The organism is Aeromonas sp. FDAARGOS 1406 (assembly GCF_019048565.1).
Classification (GTDB): Bacteria; Pseudomonadota; Gammaproteobacteria; order Enterobacterales; family Aeromonadaceae; genus Aeromonas; species Aeromonas caviae.
The window spans coordinates 3,128,768-3,145,414 of record NZ_CP077378.1 but is presented as its reverse complement, the minus strand read 5'-3'; the positions used below and the strand labels follow the sequence as shown (position 1 = coordinate 3,145,414).

Annotated in this window: 19 protein-coding genes; 11 read left to right on the top strand and 8 right to left on the bottom strand. The window is 63.1% G+C overall.

Going from position 1 to position 16,647, the window contains the following annotated elements; all coding sequences use genetic code 11:
• Positions 1–2 precede the first annotated feature (2 nt).
• The 4 genes from mlaC to murA are packed head-to-tail and all read left to right on the top strand — an operon-like array spanning position 3 to position 2,437.
• The gene (gene mlaC, locus I6L36_RS14855) at positions 3–635 is read left to right on the top strand and encodes a phospholipid-binding protein MlaC (protein WP_039040470.1); all 633 of its coding nucleotides are present in this window, start codon (positions 3–5) and stop codon (positions 633–635) included.
• Complete coding sequence (locus I6L36_RS14850) at positions 632–904, top strand: lipid asymmetry maintenance protein MlaB (RefSeq protein WP_010675881.1); 273 nt, start codon at positions 632–634, stop codon at positions 902–904. Before mlaC ends, I6L36_RS14850 begins: the two co-directional genes overlap by 4 nt.
• Positions 904–1,161: a BolA family iron metabolism protein IbaG gene (ibaG, locus tag I6L36_RS14845; protein ID WP_109112474.1), complete on the top strand. Its 258-nt coding sequence runs from the start codon at positions 904–906 to the stop codon at positions 1,159–1,161. Before I6L36_RS14850 ends, ibaG begins: the two co-directional genes overlap by 1 nt.
• 19 nt (positions 1,162–1,180) lie before the next feature.
• Positions 1,181–2,437: a UDP-N-acetylglucosamine 1-carboxyvinyltransferase gene (gene murA / locus I6L36_RS14840; RefSeq protein ID WP_109112473.1), complete on the top strand. Its 1,257-nt coding sequence runs from the start codon at positions 1,181–1,183 to the stop codon at positions 2,435–2,437.
• A gap of 164 nt (positions 2,438–2,601) precedes the next feature.
• Here murA and I6L36_RS14835 read toward each other — a convergent pair whose 3' ends face one another.
• The 3 genes from I6L36_RS14835 to glpX form a co-directional block, all read right to left on the bottom strand.
• Positions 2,602–2,853 (bottom strand): YkgJ family cysteine cluster protein, encoded by a 252-nt coding sequence (locus tag I6L36_RS14835; RefSeq protein ID WP_010675884.1) that lies wholly within the window; start codon positions 2,851–2,853, stop codon positions 2,602–2,604.
• A gap of 128 nt (positions 2,854–2,981) precedes the next feature.
• The gene (locus tag I6L36_RS14830) at positions 2,982–4,310 is read right to left on the bottom strand and encodes an IS4 family transposase (protein WP_010676218.1); all 1,329 of its coding nucleotides are present in this window, start codon (positions 4,308–4,310) and stop codon (positions 2,982–2,984) included.
• 121 nt (positions 4,311–4,431) lie between these two features.
• Positions 4,432–5,442, bottom strand: coding sequence for a class II fructose-bisphosphatase (gene glpX, locus I6L36_RS14825; RefSeq protein ID WP_039040467.1), 1,011 nt, complete (start codon positions 5,440–5,442; stop codon positions 4,432–4,434).
• Positions 5,443–5,660: 218 nt separating this feature from the next.
• Between glpX and I6L36_RS14820 the strand changes: the two genes are divergently transcribed.
• Entirely contained in the window at positions 5,661–6,719 is a 1,059-nt protein-coding gene (locus tag I6L36_RS14820) for a porin (RefSeq protein ID WP_029313567.1), read from the top strand.
• An 82-nt stretch (positions 6,720–6,801) separates the two neighbouring features.
• Here the strand turns inward: I6L36_RS14820 and I6L36_RS14815 are convergent, their stop codons facing one another.
• Positions 6,802–7,281: a GNAT family N-acetyltransferase gene (locus I6L36_RS14815; protein ID WP_109112472.1), complete on the bottom strand. Its 480-nt coding sequence runs from the start codon at positions 7,279–7,281 to the stop codon at positions 6,802–6,804.
• 272 nt (positions 7,282–7,553) lie between these two features.
• Between I6L36_RS14815 and I6L36_RS14810 the strand changes: the two genes are divergently transcribed.
• The 3 genes from I6L36_RS14810 to I6L36_RS14800 all read left to right on the top strand — a co-directional run bounded on the left by I6L36_RS14810 (position 7,554) and on the right by I6L36_RS14800 (position 11,493).
• Entirely contained in the window at positions 7,554–9,596 is a 2,043-nt protein-coding gene (locus I6L36_RS14810; RefSeq protein WP_109112470.1) for a TonB-dependent siderophore receptor, read from the top strand.
• A 65-nt stretch (positions 9,597–9,661) separates the two neighbouring features.
• Positions 9,662–10,282 (top strand): PepSY-associated TM helix domain-containing protein, encoded by a 621-nt coding sequence (locus tag I6L36_RS14805; RefSeq protein ID WP_162540576.1) that lies wholly within the window; start codon positions 9,662–9,664, stop codon positions 10,280–10,282.
• Between the two features lie 176 nt (positions 10,283–10,458).
• The gene (locus I6L36_RS14800; RefSeq protein ID WP_104455145.1) at positions 10,459–11,493 is read left to right on the top strand and encodes an acyltransferase; all 1,035 of its coding nucleotides are present in this window, start codon (positions 10,459–10,461) and stop codon (positions 11,491–11,493) included.
• Here I6L36_RS14800 and I6L36_RS14795 read toward each other — a convergent pair.
• Positions 11,465–11,821: a helix-turn-helix domain-containing protein gene (locus I6L36_RS14795; RefSeq protein ID WP_042015355.1), complete on the bottom strand. Its 357-nt coding sequence runs from the start codon at positions 11,819–11,821 to the stop codon at positions 11,465–11,467. The two genes, I6L36_RS14800 and I6L36_RS14795, sit on opposite strands and share 29 nt — an antisense overlap.
• Positions 11,822–11,942: 121 nt before the next feature.
• Between I6L36_RS14795 and I6L36_RS14790 the strand changes: the two genes are divergently transcribed.
• A complete protein-coding gene (locus I6L36_RS14790) occupies positions 11,943–12,248 on the top strand; it encodes a monooxygenase (RefSeq protein ID WP_041212361.1) in 306 nt (101 codons plus the stop codon).
• 12 nt (positions 12,249–12,260) lie between these two features.
• Here I6L36_RS14790 and I6L36_RS14785 read toward each other — a convergent pair whose 3' ends face one another.
• The gene (locus I6L36_RS14785; RefSeq protein ID WP_103259388.1) at positions 12,261–12,875 is read right to left on the bottom strand and encodes an outer membrane beta-barrel protein; all 615 of its coding nucleotides are present in this window, start codon (positions 12,873–12,875) and stop codon (positions 12,261–12,263) included.
• 201 nt (positions 12,876–13,076) lie between these two features.
• Between I6L36_RS14785 and I6L36_RS14780 the strand changes: the two genes are divergently transcribed.
• Positions 13,077–13,715 (top strand): exopolysaccharide biosynthesis protein, encoded by a 639-nt coding sequence (locus I6L36_RS14780; protein ID WP_010672675.1) that lies wholly within the window; start codon positions 13,077–13,079, stop codon positions 13,713–13,715.
• Positions 13,716–13,778: 63 nt separating this feature from the next.
• On the opposite strand, the gene I6L36_RS14775 is transcribed toward I6L36_RS14780, so the two are convergent.
• Both I6L36_RS14775 and I6L36_RS14770 read right to left on the bottom strand, forming a co-directional pair.
• Positions 13,779–14,669 carry a sensor domain-containing diguanylate cyclase gene (locus I6L36_RS14775; protein ID WP_109113052.1) on the bottom strand — a complete coding sequence of 297 codons (891 nt, stop codon included), beginning with the start codon at positions 14,667–14,669 and terminating at the stop codon, positions 13,779–13,781.
• 406 nt (positions 14,670–15,075) lie between these two features.
• Positions 15,076–15,660 (bottom strand): hypothetical protein, encoded by a 585-nt coding sequence (locus I6L36_RS14770; protein ID WP_010672673.1) that lies wholly within the window; start codon positions 15,658–15,660, stop codon positions 15,076–15,078.
• Between the two features lie 223 nt (positions 15,661–15,883).
• On the opposite strand from I6L36_RS14770, the gene I6L36_RS14765 reads away from it, so the two are divergent.
• On the top strand, positions 15,884–16,519 hold the full coding sequence (locus I6L36_RS14765) for a Vat family streptogramin A O-acetyltransferase (RefSeq protein WP_109113051.1): 636 nt from the start codon (positions 15,884–15,886) through the stop codon (positions 16,517–16,519).
• The last annotated feature ends 128 nt before the right edge of the window (positions 16,520–16,647 follow it).

Below are 16,647 nucleotides of genomic sequence, written 5' to 3'. Positions count from 1 at the left end.
CCATGTTCAAGAAGATCGCCCTGATGCTGGGTCTGATGACCAGCATGCTGTTCTCCCTCGTCGCCCGTGCGGATGTTAACACTTCGGACCCCTATGCCCTCGTGGATCAGGCCGCCCAGCAGACCTTTGCCCGCCTGAAAGCCGATCAGGCCCAGGTGAAGAGCAACCCCGATCACCTGCGCGTCATCATCCGCGAGGAGCTGCTGCCCTACGTGGACAACCGCTTCGCCGCCTACAAGGTGCTCGGCAACCAGATCAAACAGACGACCCCTGCCCAGCGTGACGCCTTTGTGGACGTCTTCACCGAGTACATGGTGAGCTCCTACGCCGACGCCCTGGCACACTTTGACAAGCAGACCGTCAAGGTCCAGCCCGGCAAAGCCGCCGAGAGCAACATCACCGCCGTCAACGTCAGCGTGAAAGAGGCCGGCAAGCCGGACATCTTCCTCGAGTTCAAGCTGCGCAAGAACAACAAGACCGGCGAGTGGAAAGCCTTCGACATGGTTGCCGAAGGGATCAGCCTGCTCTCTGCCAAGCAGAACGAGCTGGGTGGCCTCATTCGCCAGAACGGCATCGATGCGGTGATCGCCCAGCTGCGTGAACACAATGCCAAGCCGCTGGTGATCAAGTCATGATCCTGAGCGGTGACTTGCAGGCCCCGCAGGTCAACGATCTGTGGCAACGCCGCGCCGACTGGTGGCAGGACGACCGGCTCGAACTCGGTGCCGTCACTACCCTGGATTCCGCCGGCCTTGCCCTGCTGGTCAAGTGGGCCAAGGCGGCACTGGCACGGGGTGCCACTCCGACACTGGTTGGTGCCTCCAACGATTTCCATACGCTGGCCAACCTTTACGGGGTGGCCAGCCTCTTTCATTCAACCCCGCTCACAACTGAGGACTCATAATGCAAGTCTCTGAAATTGAAGCGATACTCCTCGAGGTTTTGCCATTGTCCGAAGTCCATGTCAAAGGGGACGGCAGTCACTACCAGGTGATCGCCGTCGGCGACATGTTTGACGGCATGAGCCGGGTCAAGAAACAACAGGCCATCTATGCCCCGCTGATGGACAAGATCGCCACCAACGAGATCCACGCTCTCTCCATCAAGGCCTATACCGACGCCGAGTGGAAACGCGAGCGTAAATTCCAGCTGCCCTCCTGATTTGGTAAAGAAGTAAACCATGGACAAATTCAAGATCACCGGCCCCTGCACCCTCTCCGGTGAAGTGACCATCTCCGGCGCCAAGAATGCCGCCCTGCCCATCCTGTTTGCCACCCTGCTGTGTGACGAAGAGGTTCAACTCTCCAACGTACCGCGCCTGAAAGACGTGGGTACCACCCTCAAGCTGCTGGAGATGCTGGGCGCCACCACCAAGGTCAACGGCAACGTGACCGTGCTGACCGGCGCGGTAAACAATCATGTCGCCCCCTACGAGCTGGTGAAGACCATGCGTGCCTCCATCCTGGCCCTGGGCCCGCTGGCAGCCCGCTTCGGTGCAGCAGACGTCTCCCTGCCCGGCGGCTGTGCCATCGGTGCCCGCCCGGTCAACCTGCATGTTCACGGCCTGGAGCTGATGGGCGCGAAGATCGTCATCGAAGAGGGCTACATCAAAGCCCGCGTCGACGGCCGCCTGAAAGGTGCCCACATCCTGATGGACATGGTTTCCGTGACCGGTACCGAGAACCTGATGATGGCCGCCACCCTGGCTGACGGTCGCACCGTGATCGAAAACGCCGCCCGTGAGCCCGAGGTGGTCGATCTGGCCAACTTCCTCAACGCGCTGGGCGCCAAGATCCAGGGCGCGGGCACCGATACCCTGACCATCGACGGCGTAGAACGTCTGCACGGTGGCAGCTACAGCGTGCAGCCCGATCGCATCGAGACCGGCACCTTCCTGGTGGGCGCCGCCGTGACCGGTGGCAAGATCACCTGCCGCAACACCGACCCCAGCCTGCTGGAAGCCGTACTGGTCAAACTGGAAGAGGCTGGCGCCCTGATTGAAAAGGGTGACGACTGGCTCACCCTCGACATGACAGGTCGTACCCTGAAACCTGTCACCATCAAGACCGCCCCCTACCCGGCGTTCCCGACCGACATGCAGGCACAGTTCACCGTGCTGAACGCGGTCGCCCAGGGCACCGGCATGGTCACCGAGACCATCTTCGAGAACCGCTTCATGCACGTGCCCGAGCTGGTACGGATGGGTGCCGACATCGAACTGCAGGGCAATGTGGCCATCTGCCGCGACACCCAGCAGCTCAAGGGTGCCCAGGTGATGGCGACCGATCTGCGCGCCTCCGCCAGCCTGGTGCTGGCCGGCTTCGTGGCCGAAGGGGCCACCATCGTCGATCGCATCTATCACATCGACCGTGGCTACGAAGACATCGAGCACAAGCTGCAAGGCCTGGGTGGTCGCATCGAGCGCATCAAGGAATAAGCTGGCTTCACCATGAGCCGACGATAAAAAAGGCCCCCTCGCCAGGCGAGGGGGCCTTTTTCATGACTCCGAATGGCGGCACCCCCTTCTCCCCTTGCGGGAGAAGGGGCGGAGATGAAGGGAGACAAGCAGACACCCTTTCCCCGAGGGAGAGGGTCAAGGGCTCAGGCGGTCAGCCGCTCCAGCTCGCCGATAAGCCAGATGGCCTCCTGGCGATGGGAGCCGCACACGTCCGCCATGGGGCGAAAGCCGCCGCACACCGCCGGGCGCTCCGGCTGGCCGAAGATCTTGCACCCCAGGTGCGCATCGAGCTGCACACAGGGCACACCGGCGGGCTTGCCGTCCGGCATGCCGGGAATGGCACTGCTGATGCTGGGGGCGATGCAGCAGGCACCGCATCCCTGACGACATTCCATGTGATTTTTCCTCTGTGGGGCACCGCAGTGTAGCAAGGAGTCCGGTTTCTCCTAAGCCTTATCCCTGCCCGGGCACCCTGGCGCCCTGCAGAGCGCAAAAAGCCCGGCAGTGCCGTAATGCCAGTCAGTTAAGCCTGACTGGCATTGTTTTTACTAGGTTTTCTCGTCGCATACTTCTGTGGTTTGGCTTTGATGCACCTTGGGTAACTTCGTTCTCGGCGGGCGGGTAACTTGAACTGCTCTGCCTGTTTGTCCAACTCAGCGACACGCCCTGGAACCATGCCCGGTGACACAAACGGCAGGCAACTGAGTTCATGCAGCAGATACACCGATGCCATGTGAAAGCTCAACTGGCTGGCCGTATAGCCCTTTAAGCTCGCCGCCATCCTAACCATCTGATATCTCAGTAGGTTATAGGCCAATACCAAGCCCCATAGCTCCTGCCTTACTCCATCGGGTTTCTTGCTGCGCAGCGTCAGCCGGTGCTGTTGCAGGCTATGTTTCATCTCCCGATAGCCCAGCTCGATTTCCCAGCGATTCTGGTATAGCTCCATCAACTCGCTGGCCGGGAAGCGCAGCGGGTCGGTGAGCGAGGTCAGCACCTGCCGCTCCTTGCCGTTTACCGTCCGGGTCAGCAGCCGGGCTTCGAACTGCTCCGGCAACTCGCTCCACTTCTTCTTGGCCTGCGGACTGGCTCTGAGGCGTACCAGCACATCCTGCCGCCCCAGCTTGCGGATGACCTCGTATTGAGCCCCCTTTTTCAGCGGAATAAGCCAGTGACGCGCTACGCCCTGGCGTTGCCAGGCATGGAGTAACCCCAGTGAGTAGAAGCCCTTATCGAACAGGGTCAGGCTATTATCGGGTGTTTTTTCAATCAGTTGCTCTGCCAACACCATCTCGTTTACCGCACAGGAGTCCATCACTGTCTGGGTCAGCAGATGACTGGTCAGCTCCATCTGACACAACATGCGGACCTGGGGATATTGCGTCTCCCCCTGGACGGTTTTCGACTTGGCAAAGGCGCCGGCATTGTCCGGAGTATCGGGCGTGCGCCAGACCACCCCGTCCACGGCCAGCAGCTGCAAGCCGGCCCAGGTGGGGTGCTGACACAGCTGATGCCAGAGTGTGGCGGTCTGCTGGAACACCTGTCGAACGGCTTGGTCAGCCAGTTTTTGGCGCGCCTGGATGAAGGCGCTGGGGACGACAAACGGCCGGTCGCCGGGTAACAGGATATCGAGCTGGTTGGCCAGCTGGGCCATAGGGACATGACGAAACAAGGACATCCCGATAATGGCCCATAGCACCCGCTCCATGGGCATGCGCCGTCGGCGCAAGGAGACGGAGCCCGTCTCGGCCAAGCAAGCCTGCACCAGTTCAGGTGACAGCAGGTCAGACAGGGACTCAAACTTTCCGGGAGGACAGGCGTGAATGAAGTCGAGAGCTTGGTCGATACGCATAAAAAAATCCGAAACCCAACAAGGAGTTTCGGATTCTTACACAGCCTGAGGATCGGTCAATGGATCCTTAACTGATCGGCATTACGGCAGTGCCGGGCTTTTTGCTGCGGGAGTCAGCACATCACAGGATGATGTCGCGTACCACACTGTCCTTGCGATCCAGGAAGTGGATCGACTTGATACGACGGATGGTGCGCGATTTGCCGCGGATCAGCAGGGTCTCGGTGGTTGCCATGACGCCGTCGCTGGTGATCCCTTCCAGCAGATCACCCTTGGTGATGCCGGTGGCCGAGAAGATGACGTTGTCATTCTTGGCCAGATCTTCGAGCTTGAGCACCTTGCTCACGTCGATGCCCAGCTCCTCGCAGCGCGCGATCTCCTGTTCACCCAGGGCGCGAACCTCGGGGCTGTCACCCTTGACCTGGTGGCGGGGGATCAGGCGAGCCTGCATGTCGCCGTCCAGGGCGCGGATCACCGCGGCGGAGATCACCCCTTCCGGTGCGCCACCGATGCCGTAGAGCATGTCCACTTCGCTGTCCGGCAGACAGGTGAGGATGGAGGCGGCCACGTCACCGTCGGGAATGGCGAACACCCGCACCCCCAGGCCCTGCATCTCCTTGATCGCCTTGTCATGACGCGGCTTGGCCAGAGTGATGACGGTCAGACGGGAGAGGGGCTTGCCGAGCGCCTTGGCCACGGCCTTGAGGTTCAGCTCCAGGGCCTGATCGAGATCGATGGCGCCTCTCGCCTTGGGGCCCACGATCAGCTTTTCCATGTACATGTCGGGAGCCTTGAGGAAGGATCCCTTGTCGCCCACCGCCAGCACGGCCAGGGCATTGGCCTGACCCATGGCGGTCATGCGGGTCCCTTCGATGGGGTCGACCGCGATGTCCACGGCGTCGCCCTGACCCGTGCCCACCTTCTCGCCGATGTAAAGCATGGGGGCTTCGTCGATCTCCCCTTCGCCGATCACAATCTCGCCATCGATCTGGATCTGATTGAGGATGTGGCGCATGGCCGCCACGGCCGCGCCATCGGCGATATTCTTGTCACCACGTCCGAGCCACTTGTAGCCAGCCAGTGCAGCCGCTTCCGTCACTCGGGAAAATTCGATTGCCAGTTCACGTCTCATCGCATATCCAACCTTAGGAGCTCGAAAACGGGCGGCATTCTACCACAAGGGCAAACCTTTGCGCGTAAAAGTGGCGACCAGCCACATAAATCCCGGTTTTCATCCCGCTGACATGGAACCGACACGGTTTGTTCATTGCACGGTCACCCGACTGTCATCTGTCACTTCTAGCATGGCCCCGTCTTTTAAAACAAAAGCTTGCAACACAAGGGATCATGATGAAAAAGCTGACAGTAGTAGCATTGGCTCTTACCGCCGCCTTCCAGGCTCAAGCCGTCGAAGTGTACAAAAACGAGAGCACCCTGCTCGACCTCTACGGCCGCATCTACGCCGGCCAGTTCTTCGGCGAGAAGAAAGAGCTGGACGCCAACGGTGACATCAAGAACGAATACAGCGACAAGCAGGGGGCCAACCAGTTTGTCCGTCTGGGCGCCAAGGTAGAGAGCGAGATCAACCCGGGTCTCAAGGCGCTGGCCCAGTACGAACTGCAGATGTACATCAACGACAGCGAGAAGACCGTCAGCGAGAACTCCGACAACCTGCGTACCCGTCTGGCGTTCGCCGGTGTCGGCGCCAACTGGGGGACCGTCACCTTCGGTCGCCAGAAGGGGGCTCCTGGCTTCCTGGCGGACTGGACTGATGTCTCCCTCTCCGATGGTTACGGCAACGAGGCACTGGGCGCCAAGACCGACACCTTCGCCACCAACCGCGCCGGCTCCGTGCTGAAGTACTCCGGCCTGTTCAACGGTTTCCAGGTAGATACCAGCTACAAGTTCGATGGCGGTGACACCGAAGAGACCTCCAGCAAGGACAGCGATGCCGCCTACGGTGCCGCCGTGGCCTACACCTTCCCGTTCAACCTCTCCCTGGGGACCGCCTACAACGTGGGCATCCGCGACAAGAGCGGTGAAGAGGATGCCAAGCTGTGGCTGCTCTCCGCCAAGTACGACAACAAGGCCCTCTACGCCGCTCTGAGCTATGCCGACGGCAGCGACTTCCTGGCCACTGGCAAGGATCACACCGGCTGGGAAGGGGCGCTGGGTTACAACTTCGAGAGCGGCTTCGGCCTGATGGCCCTGTGGAACAAGCAGAAGGTGGAGCAGGCTGGCAAGTCTGACTACGACTCCATCGACTACTACACCCTGGGTGCCCAGTACAAGTTCAACAAGAACCTGCGCGTCATCGGCGAGTACCGCATCAACAACCTCGACAGCCATGACAGCGGCAAGCTCAACACCAAGGATGACTTCCAGCTGGCGGCCCGCTACGACTTCTAAGTCGGCAACCACCTGACGACACGGCGCACAGAGCACTCTGCGCGCCGTTTTTCATTTGGGATGATCGCGTTGTCACTGAGGCTCAGAGCTTCTTCTGCCAGAACATGGCCCGGCCCACCTCAGGATCGAGCTCATAACCCGCAAAGCCGCTGGCGCGATAGGCAGCCTGGGCCACCTTGTTCCCCTCCAGCACCTCCAGGGTCAGCTTGCAGCAACCGAGCTCCCGGGCGAGCCGCTCCGCCTCCGCCAATAGCTGCTTGCCGATGCCGTGACCGCGATGAGCAGGGTGCACCGCCATGTCGTGGATATTGAGCAGCGGCTGACAGGCGAAGGTCGAGAAGCCCTCGAAGCAGGTGGCAACGCCAGCGGGCTCCCCATCGACCCAGGCCAGCAGCACATGGGCACCGGGTCGCGCGGCCAGGGCGTCGGCCAGATTCGCCTTCACCTCGTCCGCCAGCGCACTGCCGCCCCCCATCTCGTCCCTGGCGTATTCGTCCAGCATCGCGATCAGCGCCTCGCCGTGACGAGGGTTGTGCAGATCCGCCCTGATGATCTCGACCATGTTTATCTCCCTGTGTGTGCCGGATGGTGCGCCAAGGCGCGAGGCCACCATGGTAGCGTCCCCTCCGAACCGAACCAAGGTTCCCCCGGCCTTTTCCCCGAGGTTCCAGCCCCCTCAATGCCTGCCCGCCAATGATCTCTTTTTCTTGCATCTTCTCCTTGCAAAGCAAATGAAAATCAATATCATTAGCAACCTCTCGCGATGAGAGAAATCAATAATTACAAATAAATCAACAAGTTCAGGCCGATTGGTCGACAAAGAGTCACACCCAGATGAACCATTCCATCCCCCCGCGCGCCTTGCTGGGCGTCGCCTTGCTGGCGGTTTGCACCAGCCCCCGTGCCGAAGACGAAACCCTGACCGTGGTCGGCAAACGCAGCCAACATGAAGAGGTCGCCACCGCGACCCGTACCGCCACCCCGGCCAAGCTGGTGCCCCAGAGCATCGAGAGCGTCAAGGCAAGCGAGCTGACCGCCTTCGGCCAGCCCACCCTGAGTGAAGCCCTGACCGGCATCCCTGGCGTCAACGCCAGCGGCGACACCCGCTTTGACGGCGTCACCATCCGCGGTTTCAGCGCCAGTAACGACTTCTACCTCGACGGCCTGCGCGACGACATGCAATACACCCGCGACCTTGGCAACATCGAACGGGTCGAAGTGCTCAAGGGCCCCGCCGCCGTGCTCTACGGCCGTGGCAGCACGGGCGGCATCGTCAACCGGGTCAGCAAGGTTCCCCAGAAGGGGCAGGCCTCCAGCGTCAGCGCCCAGGTCGGCAGCTTCGACAGTCGACGCTTCGCCGCCGACCTCAACGGCGAGGCAGGAGAGCGGGTACAGGTGCGCCTGAACCTGGCCCAGGAAGACAAAGACAGCTTTCGCGACGACGTGACCAGCAAGCGCACCCTGCTGGCCCCCTCCGTCAACTGGGAGATCACCGACACCCTGAACTGGCTGGTGCAGTACGAGCGCAACGAGCACGATCGCACCCCGGATCGCGGCATTCCCGGCGTCGATGGTCGCCCGGCGGATGTCCCCATCGAGAGCGTCTACAGCGACACCCGCCGCGACTTCATCGACGATGTGGCCCAGTCCACCCGCTCCCGCTTCACCTGGGACATCAACGATCAGTGGCAACTGCGCCAGCAGCTCGGCTACACCACCCTCGACAGCCAGTTCGACAACACCTATGTCACCAGCGTCAAGGGTGACAAGGTGACCCGTGCCCGCTGGCAGCAGGATCTCAAGGCCAGTAGCCTCACCAGCAACACCGAGGCGGAAGGCCAGCTGCAAACCGGCCCCATCGCCCATCGTCTGCTGGTGGGCCTGGAGCAGGGCTGGCAGGATCGCACCCCCAAGCTCTACCAGAATGCCAACCCGATCCCGGCAGGCAACCTCTATGATCCGGGCTCCCTGCCCACCTACGACGGCGCCATGAAACTCTCCAGCGACGCCCATCACAGAGTGCGCGGTGTCGGCCTCTATGTGCAGGATCAGCTCAGCCTGGGCGACTGGCACCTGCTGGCAGGCCTGCGCCGCGACGACTTCACCGTCAGCAGCCGCCGCAACGACCTCGACAAGGAAGAGACCCTCTCGGTCACCAGCCTGAGTCCGCGCCTGGGCCTGGTGTGGAACCCCATCGAGGAGCATGCCTTCTACACCTCCTACAGCAAGACCTTCACCCCGGTGGGCGGTGAGCTTATCGGCATCACCCCGGGGGACAAGAACAACAACCTGGATCCCCAGCACACCCGGCTCTATGAAGGGGGAGTGAAGAGCGACTGGCTGAACGGCCGCCTCGCCACCACCTTCTCTCTCTACCGGCTGGAGATGTACAACAAACGCAGCAAGGATCCGCTGGATCCCACCCGGGTGATCCTCACCGGTCTGCAGCGCACCGACGGCATCGAGCTGAGCGCCCGTGCCCAGCTGACCGACGAGATCTATCTGCGCGGCGGCGTCGCCATCCAGGATGCCGAGCAGGTCAAGGCAGATGCGGACCTGCAAGGCAAGCGGCCGATGAACGTCTCCCGCCAGAACGGCCAGCTGTTCGCCGGCTACCAGAGCGGCAAGCAGGGCTGGTTCGGCGAGACTGGGGTGACGGCGGTGGGGGATCGCTTCGCCGACAACGCCAACACCACCACCTTGCCCGGTTACGCCCGCTTCGACGCCCGTGCCGGCTATCGCTGGCCCCAGTGGGAAGCCCAGCTGAGCGTGGAGAACCTGACCGATCACGACTACTTCGTCAGCGCCACCAGCGCGGCCCAGATCATGCCGGGCACGCCCCGTCAGCTGCACCTGACCGCCGCCTACCGCTTCTGATCCTCCCTGTTTACCGACCCCTCTGGCCAGCGTTCGCTGGCCAGATTGTTATGAAGCACCGAACGATGACACGCAGAAAACTCCCCCTGCACAACAACAAGTGGGTGCGCCGCATCCACGCCTGGGCAGGCTTTGCCACCCTCACCCTGATGCTGCTCTACGGCCTCACCGGCCTCTGGCTACAACACAGGGCCGTGCTGCCCCTGCCCGGTCCCCACACCGCCAAATCGAGCGAAGAGATAGTACTGAGCACGCCGCTGGCCAGCCCGGATGAACTGAAAGCCCTGCTGCAACAGCGTTATGCAGACATGTTCGAGGAGGGGCGACCCCAGATCACCCCGCCCCAGACCCTGCCCACACCATCCGGCTCTCTCACCCTGCCGGCCCGCTGGGAGCTGCGCGGCGTCACCCTGAGCGAAAGCGTGGCCGCCAGCTATGTGGAAGGCACCCTGCTGGTGCGCACCGAGCTGCAGCAGGCCAACTTCGCTGCCAGCCTCAACCGGCTGCACCGTGGCATGGGCACCGGCCTGCCCTGGCAACTGGTGGGGGATCTGGCGGCCCTGGCCATGCTGCTGCTGGCCCTCACCAGCCTGCTGATGTGGAACAAGCTGCACGGCCCCGCCGGTCGCGGCATCACCCTGCTGCTGCTGGGCGCCCTGGTCGCCGTGCTGGTGGCCCTGCTCTAGCCCTTTTACCGACACCAAAACGGGATCCCGCTCCCGGCGGCGGTAACCTTGCCCGCACCTCGGGTAACAAAGGGTAACCGGCCGCCTATGGGGGTCACAGTTGGCGACCAGGCGGCTGGATAGGGAACGCCTGCGGCTGATAGGGTGCGCCCAGCTCCCGAACGCCGCGAGGAATCATGCGCATCTCCAGCATCGAATGCGGGCGAGTGGTGGCCATCCTGGCCGTGATGACCATCCATCTCTCCCCCTTCAGCAACCCCTTCGACCCCGCCCTGTGGGACGGCACGCCCTACCCTCTGGTCGGGGCCGTCATCAACCAGCTCTGCCGCTTCGCGGTGCCGCTGTTCTTCCTGTGCGCCGGTTACTTCTTGCAACCCGCCCTCGCTGCGGGCCACCCGCTGACGGTCGCACTGCGCTACTGCCGACCCCTGCTGGGGCTCTGGCTGGCGTGGAGCCTGCTCTACGTGCTGATACCGTTCAACCCGCTCGCGGCGGTGAGCGAGGGCTACCTGCCCGCCATGGCGGGCCAGTGGCAGATGCAGCTCGGGGATCATCTCAACGTCTGGTGGGTGGGCGGCATGATCCACCTCTGGTTCCTGCCCGCCCTGATGGTGGCGGTGCTGATCCTGGGGCTCTGCCAGCAGGTCCGCCTGCCGAGGCTGGCCCTGCTGCTGGGGGCCCTGCTCTACGCCCTGGCCCTGATCGGCGGCTCCTATGGCTCGCTGCTCGGGGGCGAGTGGGCCCTGCTGACCCGCAACGGCCCCTTCTTCTCCCTGCTGTTCGTGGCGCTTGGCGCCGAGCTGCGCCTGCGTGCCTGGCAGCCGGACGCCAGGCGCTGCGCCCTGATGATGATGGTGGGGATGGGGCTCTACGCCCTGGAGGCCGCAGGGCTGCTGCGCGCTGCCGCCGTGCCCCTCAATCGCCACGACTACCTGCTGGGTTCGCTTCCCTGGGCGCTGGGGCTGTTCGGCCTGCTGCTGGCCAACCCCGGCTGGGGCCAGGGCAGCTGGCTCGAGCGCCAGGCCCCCAAGGTGCTCGGCCTCTACTGTCTGCACATGATGCTGGTGGTGTGGCTGATGATCTTCGGCCCCCAGGGCAAGCAGGTGTGGTGGGAACTCCTCAAGGTACCCGCGCTGCTGGCGCTCACTCTGCTCGGCTACCGACTGCTGGCGGCCACCGCCCTCAGCCGCTGGTTGCTGCGGGCTCGCTAGAAACAGGACCCTGACCAGCCAGCAGATCAACGTGGTTCAGCGCAAAATCGTGCATCTGTTGAAGCAGGGGGATCAGGGCGACGCCAAGGGGGCTCAGGCTGTACTCCACCCTGGGCGGTACGTCGGGGTAGAGGGTGCGGATGATGACACCGTCGCTCTCCAGCTCCTTGAGCTGGGCGGTGAGCACCTTCTGGCTCACCTCGGGCAGGCAGCGGCGCAGGTCGCCAAAACGCAGGGTCTGTTCGCGCAGATGAAACAGAATGGCCGGCTTCCATTTGCCGGTCAGCAGGCGCAATACCTGATAGGCGGGACAGGGCAGTGAGGGCACGGTATGGCTCGTGAGTGGTTACTTTGCGGTAACTATGCCACGAAAATGTGCCTTCTTGCAGCCAAGATGCGGGCTTCCTATGATGCGGATTCCGCCAATCAACGCCCACGAGAGGTTTATCATGCCCAGCCTGCTGCAGATCCATTTCAACTTCCCCGCCCAGATGATGGGACCGGCCCTCACTGCTGCGGCCATGCCGCTGGCCGACTCCATCACCCGGGAGCCCGGCTTCATCTCCAAGATCTGGACCGAGAACCCGCGCACCGGCGAGGCGGGCGGCATCTATCTGTTCGAGGATGAGGGGAGCGCCCTCGCCTACGCCACCATGCATGAGCAGCGGGTGCTCGCCATGGGCGCCAGCGCGGTGCAGTACAAGGTGTTCGACGTCAACGAGCCCCTCAGCCGCGTCACCAAGGGCATCGCCTAGTCCGAGCGGGGCTCAGAACCTCAGGGTCAAGCCGATATTGGCCTGCCACTGGGTGATCAGCTCCCCTCGCACCCGAAAGGCGCAGATCTCGGGGTTGCAGAGAAACTGGCTGTCGTCGTTGACCAGGGCACCATAACCGCGCACCTCGGCCCGCACGGCCAGATGTTCGGTCAGGCGCGGCTGCACCCCGAGGGCCAGGGACATGGAAGGGGCCGTCTCGCTATCGTAGGCATCGAAGCGGGTGACCCCGATCCCGGCACCGATATAGGGGGCCATCAGGTTGTCCGAGAGAGTCAGGGCACCGGCGAAGTGCAGGGTGTCCACCGTCAGCCTGTCGGGCAGTTCGGGGGACACCCGGGTCGACTGGTGGCTGTAGAGCAGCTCCACCATGCCGGGGTCATCCACCTCCCTGCTGATGAAGAGCCCCCAACTGCCGGAGCGCTCCCCTTGCAGGGTGTCGATGTCGCTCCCGTGCGGCGTGGGGGCCGGCTCGTCCATGGCCCGAAAGTCGATGGCCGAGCTGTATCCCGCAAAGGGAGTCAGCTGCCAACCCGTCGCCGGGGGCTCGGCTGCCCAGCCCGCCAGGGGCAGCAGCAACCCCGGCACCATCCCCATCGCTCCTCTCATGTGCTCATCCTTTGGTGAAAAGACCTGCGCAAAGCATATCAGAGCGCCCGTCTCCCACACTGGACGGGGGCTGTACCAGCCTCATTGCCCCGCTCCCGATGGAAATATCTTTGCTCCCCGGGGTTATTCATCCGGGATTAACCTCGGCCCCGTAAGCTGGCGGCGCCACAGCGGTGGCATCAACAAACGAGGATCTCAGGAATGGTTGCCGCGCAACTCAACGACCCCCAAAGCACGCTCTCCGATACCCTGAGGGCCACCGCCCACGCCATCGAGGAGAGCCACATCAGCCTGCGCCAGATGTTGGCCCTGGTGGGCGAACAGGGCATGCTGCTGTTTTGCGTGCTGCTCACGGTTCCCTTTCTGCTGCCGGTTTCCATTCCCGGCGTCAGCACCCCCTTTGGCCTGCTGATCCTCTTCATCGGCATCGGCATCACCCTCAACCGGGTGCCCTGGCTGCCCGCCTTCCTGATGGAGCGCCGCTTCGCCGCCGAGCACCTCAAGCCGACCCTGCACAAGGGGGCGGATCTGCTGGCCCGCATCGACCGCTTCATCCGCCCGCGCCTGCTCATCCTGACCGGCAGCGTGACCATCAACCGCTGCAACGGCCTGCTCATCATGCTGGCCGCCCTGCTGCTGATGCTGCCGCTGGGCGCCATTCCCTTCACCAACGCCATGCCCGCCTGGGCCATCCTGCTGCTGGCCATCGGCATGTTGCAGCGGGACGGACTCTTCGTCGCCCTCGGCTATGCCCTGGTCGCCGCTACCCTGGTCTGGTTCAGCGCCCTGGCCATCGGCCTGCTGATGGCGGGACAGAATATCTCGACCCTGTTCGGCTGATCTGACCCGGCCAAATGAAAGAGGGCGACCCCGGGTCGCCCTCTTTCCTGTTCACTGCGCCCCTCAGGACGCCCCATCGTGGGCCACCCGGTTGCGCCCGCCCCGCTTGGCCCGATAGAGCCACTCGTCCGCCCGGGCCAGCACGGTGCCAAGATCCTCTCCCGGCTGGATCAGGGTGGTGCCCAGGCTCACGGTCACGGGGGCGGGATCCGGCGCCATGGCCGCCACTGCGGCGCGGATCCGCTCCGCCACCTTCAGCAATATCCCCTCGTCGATCTGCGGCAGCAGGATCAGAAACTCCTCGCCACCGCTGCGCACGAAGAGATCCTCCCCCCGCAACTGGGCAGAGACGCACTCGCAGACCCGGCACAAGACCTTGTCTCCGGTCTGGTGGCCGAAGCGATCGTTGATCTGCTTGAAGTGATCGAGATCCAGCATGATGAGGCCGGTGAGATGCTGCCCCTGCACCCTGTGGTGATACTGGTCGAAGAAGAAGTGGCGGTTGTAGAGGCCGGTGAGCTGATCCGTCTCCCCGAGCCGCTTGAGCCGCTGTTGCAGCTCGTGCTGGCGGGTGATGCTGCGGGTCATCCAGGCCACCGCCCGCTTCCCCTCATATAAAGAGGGCAAGGGCGCTATCTTGCCCTCGAAACGCTGCATTCCCTGGGGCCCGGCGTCGGCGTCGATGCCGTCCACCTCGGCGGGAGAGAGGTCATACTCCACCACCTGCACCTGGCCGCTGGCGAGGGCCTGAGCCACCTGCGCCATCACCCACTGCGCCTTGTCCTCGGGCAGCACGTCCAGCAGTTGTCTGCCGATCAGCGGGTTGCCGTTCTGGTAGGACTGCTGCTCCATCCCGCCGATGTACTCGATGTAGTAGCCATCTTCGCTGAGGATGAAAACGGGATCCGGCAACTGGGCCATCACTTCGTAGAGTTGTGCCACTGAGAGCGCCATCCGAGCTCCTTGCTATCCGTGGGAGTGGGTCCCTGTACTCCTGTTATACAAGACTCATGGAGTATCGCACAGGGGCAGAAAGCTGCCTGCCGGGCGGGAAGGATGCGATCGGTGACGTGTTCACCGGACAAGCCTCCGGCAAAGTGAATGGTAGCAATCGGGGATGCTGTCAGAACCAGGGTTGTCAGACAGTCAGGAAGGTGTTTTTGCCTTCAGGCAGTGCGACATCTCAACCCCTGTGACGTCAGGAGCGCCACAGGGGCATTCCCGCCCCCGGACAAGGGGGGCAGGGCCGGATCCCGGTCAAGTGGGATCCGGCGAGCCGGCATCAGCGGGCAGCGGATCGACTGGCATTCCAGAGCAGTTCGCCGCTCTTGAGATCCATCAGGCTCATGGCGAGCCGGCATCAGCGGGCCGCGGATCGACTGGCGTTCCAGAGCAGTTCGCCGCTCTTGAGATCCATCAGGCTCATGGCGAGCCGGTAGCGGCCCCCTTCAGAGAGGAGATCCCCGTAGAGCATGTAACCCGCCCCGGTCTGACGACCCAGGCGCACCAGGGAGGCGGGGTTCATGCCCCCCTGCTGGTATTCGAGCTGACCCGTGATGGCCGCCACCTGACCCGGGTCTGCGAAACGAAAGCCGCTATTGGCCTGAATGCGCTGGATCATGGCCACCGCCAGGGGCTGGGTGCTGAAGGGCTCACCTGTACCGTTCTGGGGCGCCATCAGCAGCAGTACCGGGCTGCTGCCCGCCAGCGCCTGCACATCGGCGGCCTTCAGGAAGTCATCGGCCAGGGCGACCGCCAGCCCCGTCGGTGCCACGGGTTTGGGAGCAGGCACCGGCTCGGCCTTGTCAGGCTCGGCCACGGGTTTCTCTGGTTTGGTCACCGGCTTGTCCGGCTCGCCGACCGGCGCAGGCGTCCCCCCATAGGGATTGACCGCACATCCGCCCAGCAGCAGGGCACCCACCATCAACAAGGAACGCAGCTTCATCTTTTCTCTCCGCCAGAAGTGTGCAAGGCGCACTTCGTCCATCATCCATTTTGACGGAGCCAGACTCCGCCGCCCTTCCATGCTAGAGACAAACCCGCCCCGGGTCGATGCGCACATGGGCAGGGGGCGACAGAGACTGGCGAAGCGGAGGGCACAAAAGGGTGGCAAGGCTCCACCCGATTCCGTTAGGGTAGCCAGAGCCCAGACCCCAGAGGAGCCCCCCATGCACGGACCCGATCCCGCCAACCCCCACCCCATGAACGGCTTCCCCCAGGTGTGCTTTATCAAGAACACCATCAAGGGACCCAATATCGAGGTGGGTGACTACACCTATTACGACGACCCGGAGGATGCGGCGGGCTTCGAGCGCAACGTCCTCTACCACTTCCCCTTCATCGGCGACAAGCTCATCATCGGCAAGTTCTGCGCCATCGCCCGCGGGGTGAAGTTCATCATGAACGGCGCCAACCACCAGACCTCCGGCTTCTCCACCTACCCCTTCTTTATCTTCGGCAACGGCTGGGAGAGCGCCGCCCCCGCCCCGGGCAGCCTCCCCTACAAGGGCGATACCGTCATCGGCAACGATGTCTGGATTGGCTATGAGGCCCTGATCATGCCAGGGGTCAAAGTCGGCAACGGCGCCATCATCGCCGCCCGCTCCGTGGTCACCGGCGATGTGCCCGACTACGCCGTGGTCGGCGGCAACCCCGCCAAGGTGCTCCGCTATCGCTTTGACGACGACACCATCGCCCGTTTGGGCGCACTCGCCTGGTGGGACTGGCCGGTGGAGCGGATCAGCCGGAATTTGAACTTGATCGGCGGCGGGGAAGTTGGCGAGTTGGAGAGGGGGGGAGTATAAAAAATTAGCGAATGTATATTCATTTTACTGATATCACAGCTGAGGTATCTCACACCTTTGAACTCAAACGCTTTAGACAAAGCCTAGGCAGATGTACACTGGCCCACAAGATATAATAAGTGTCTTGA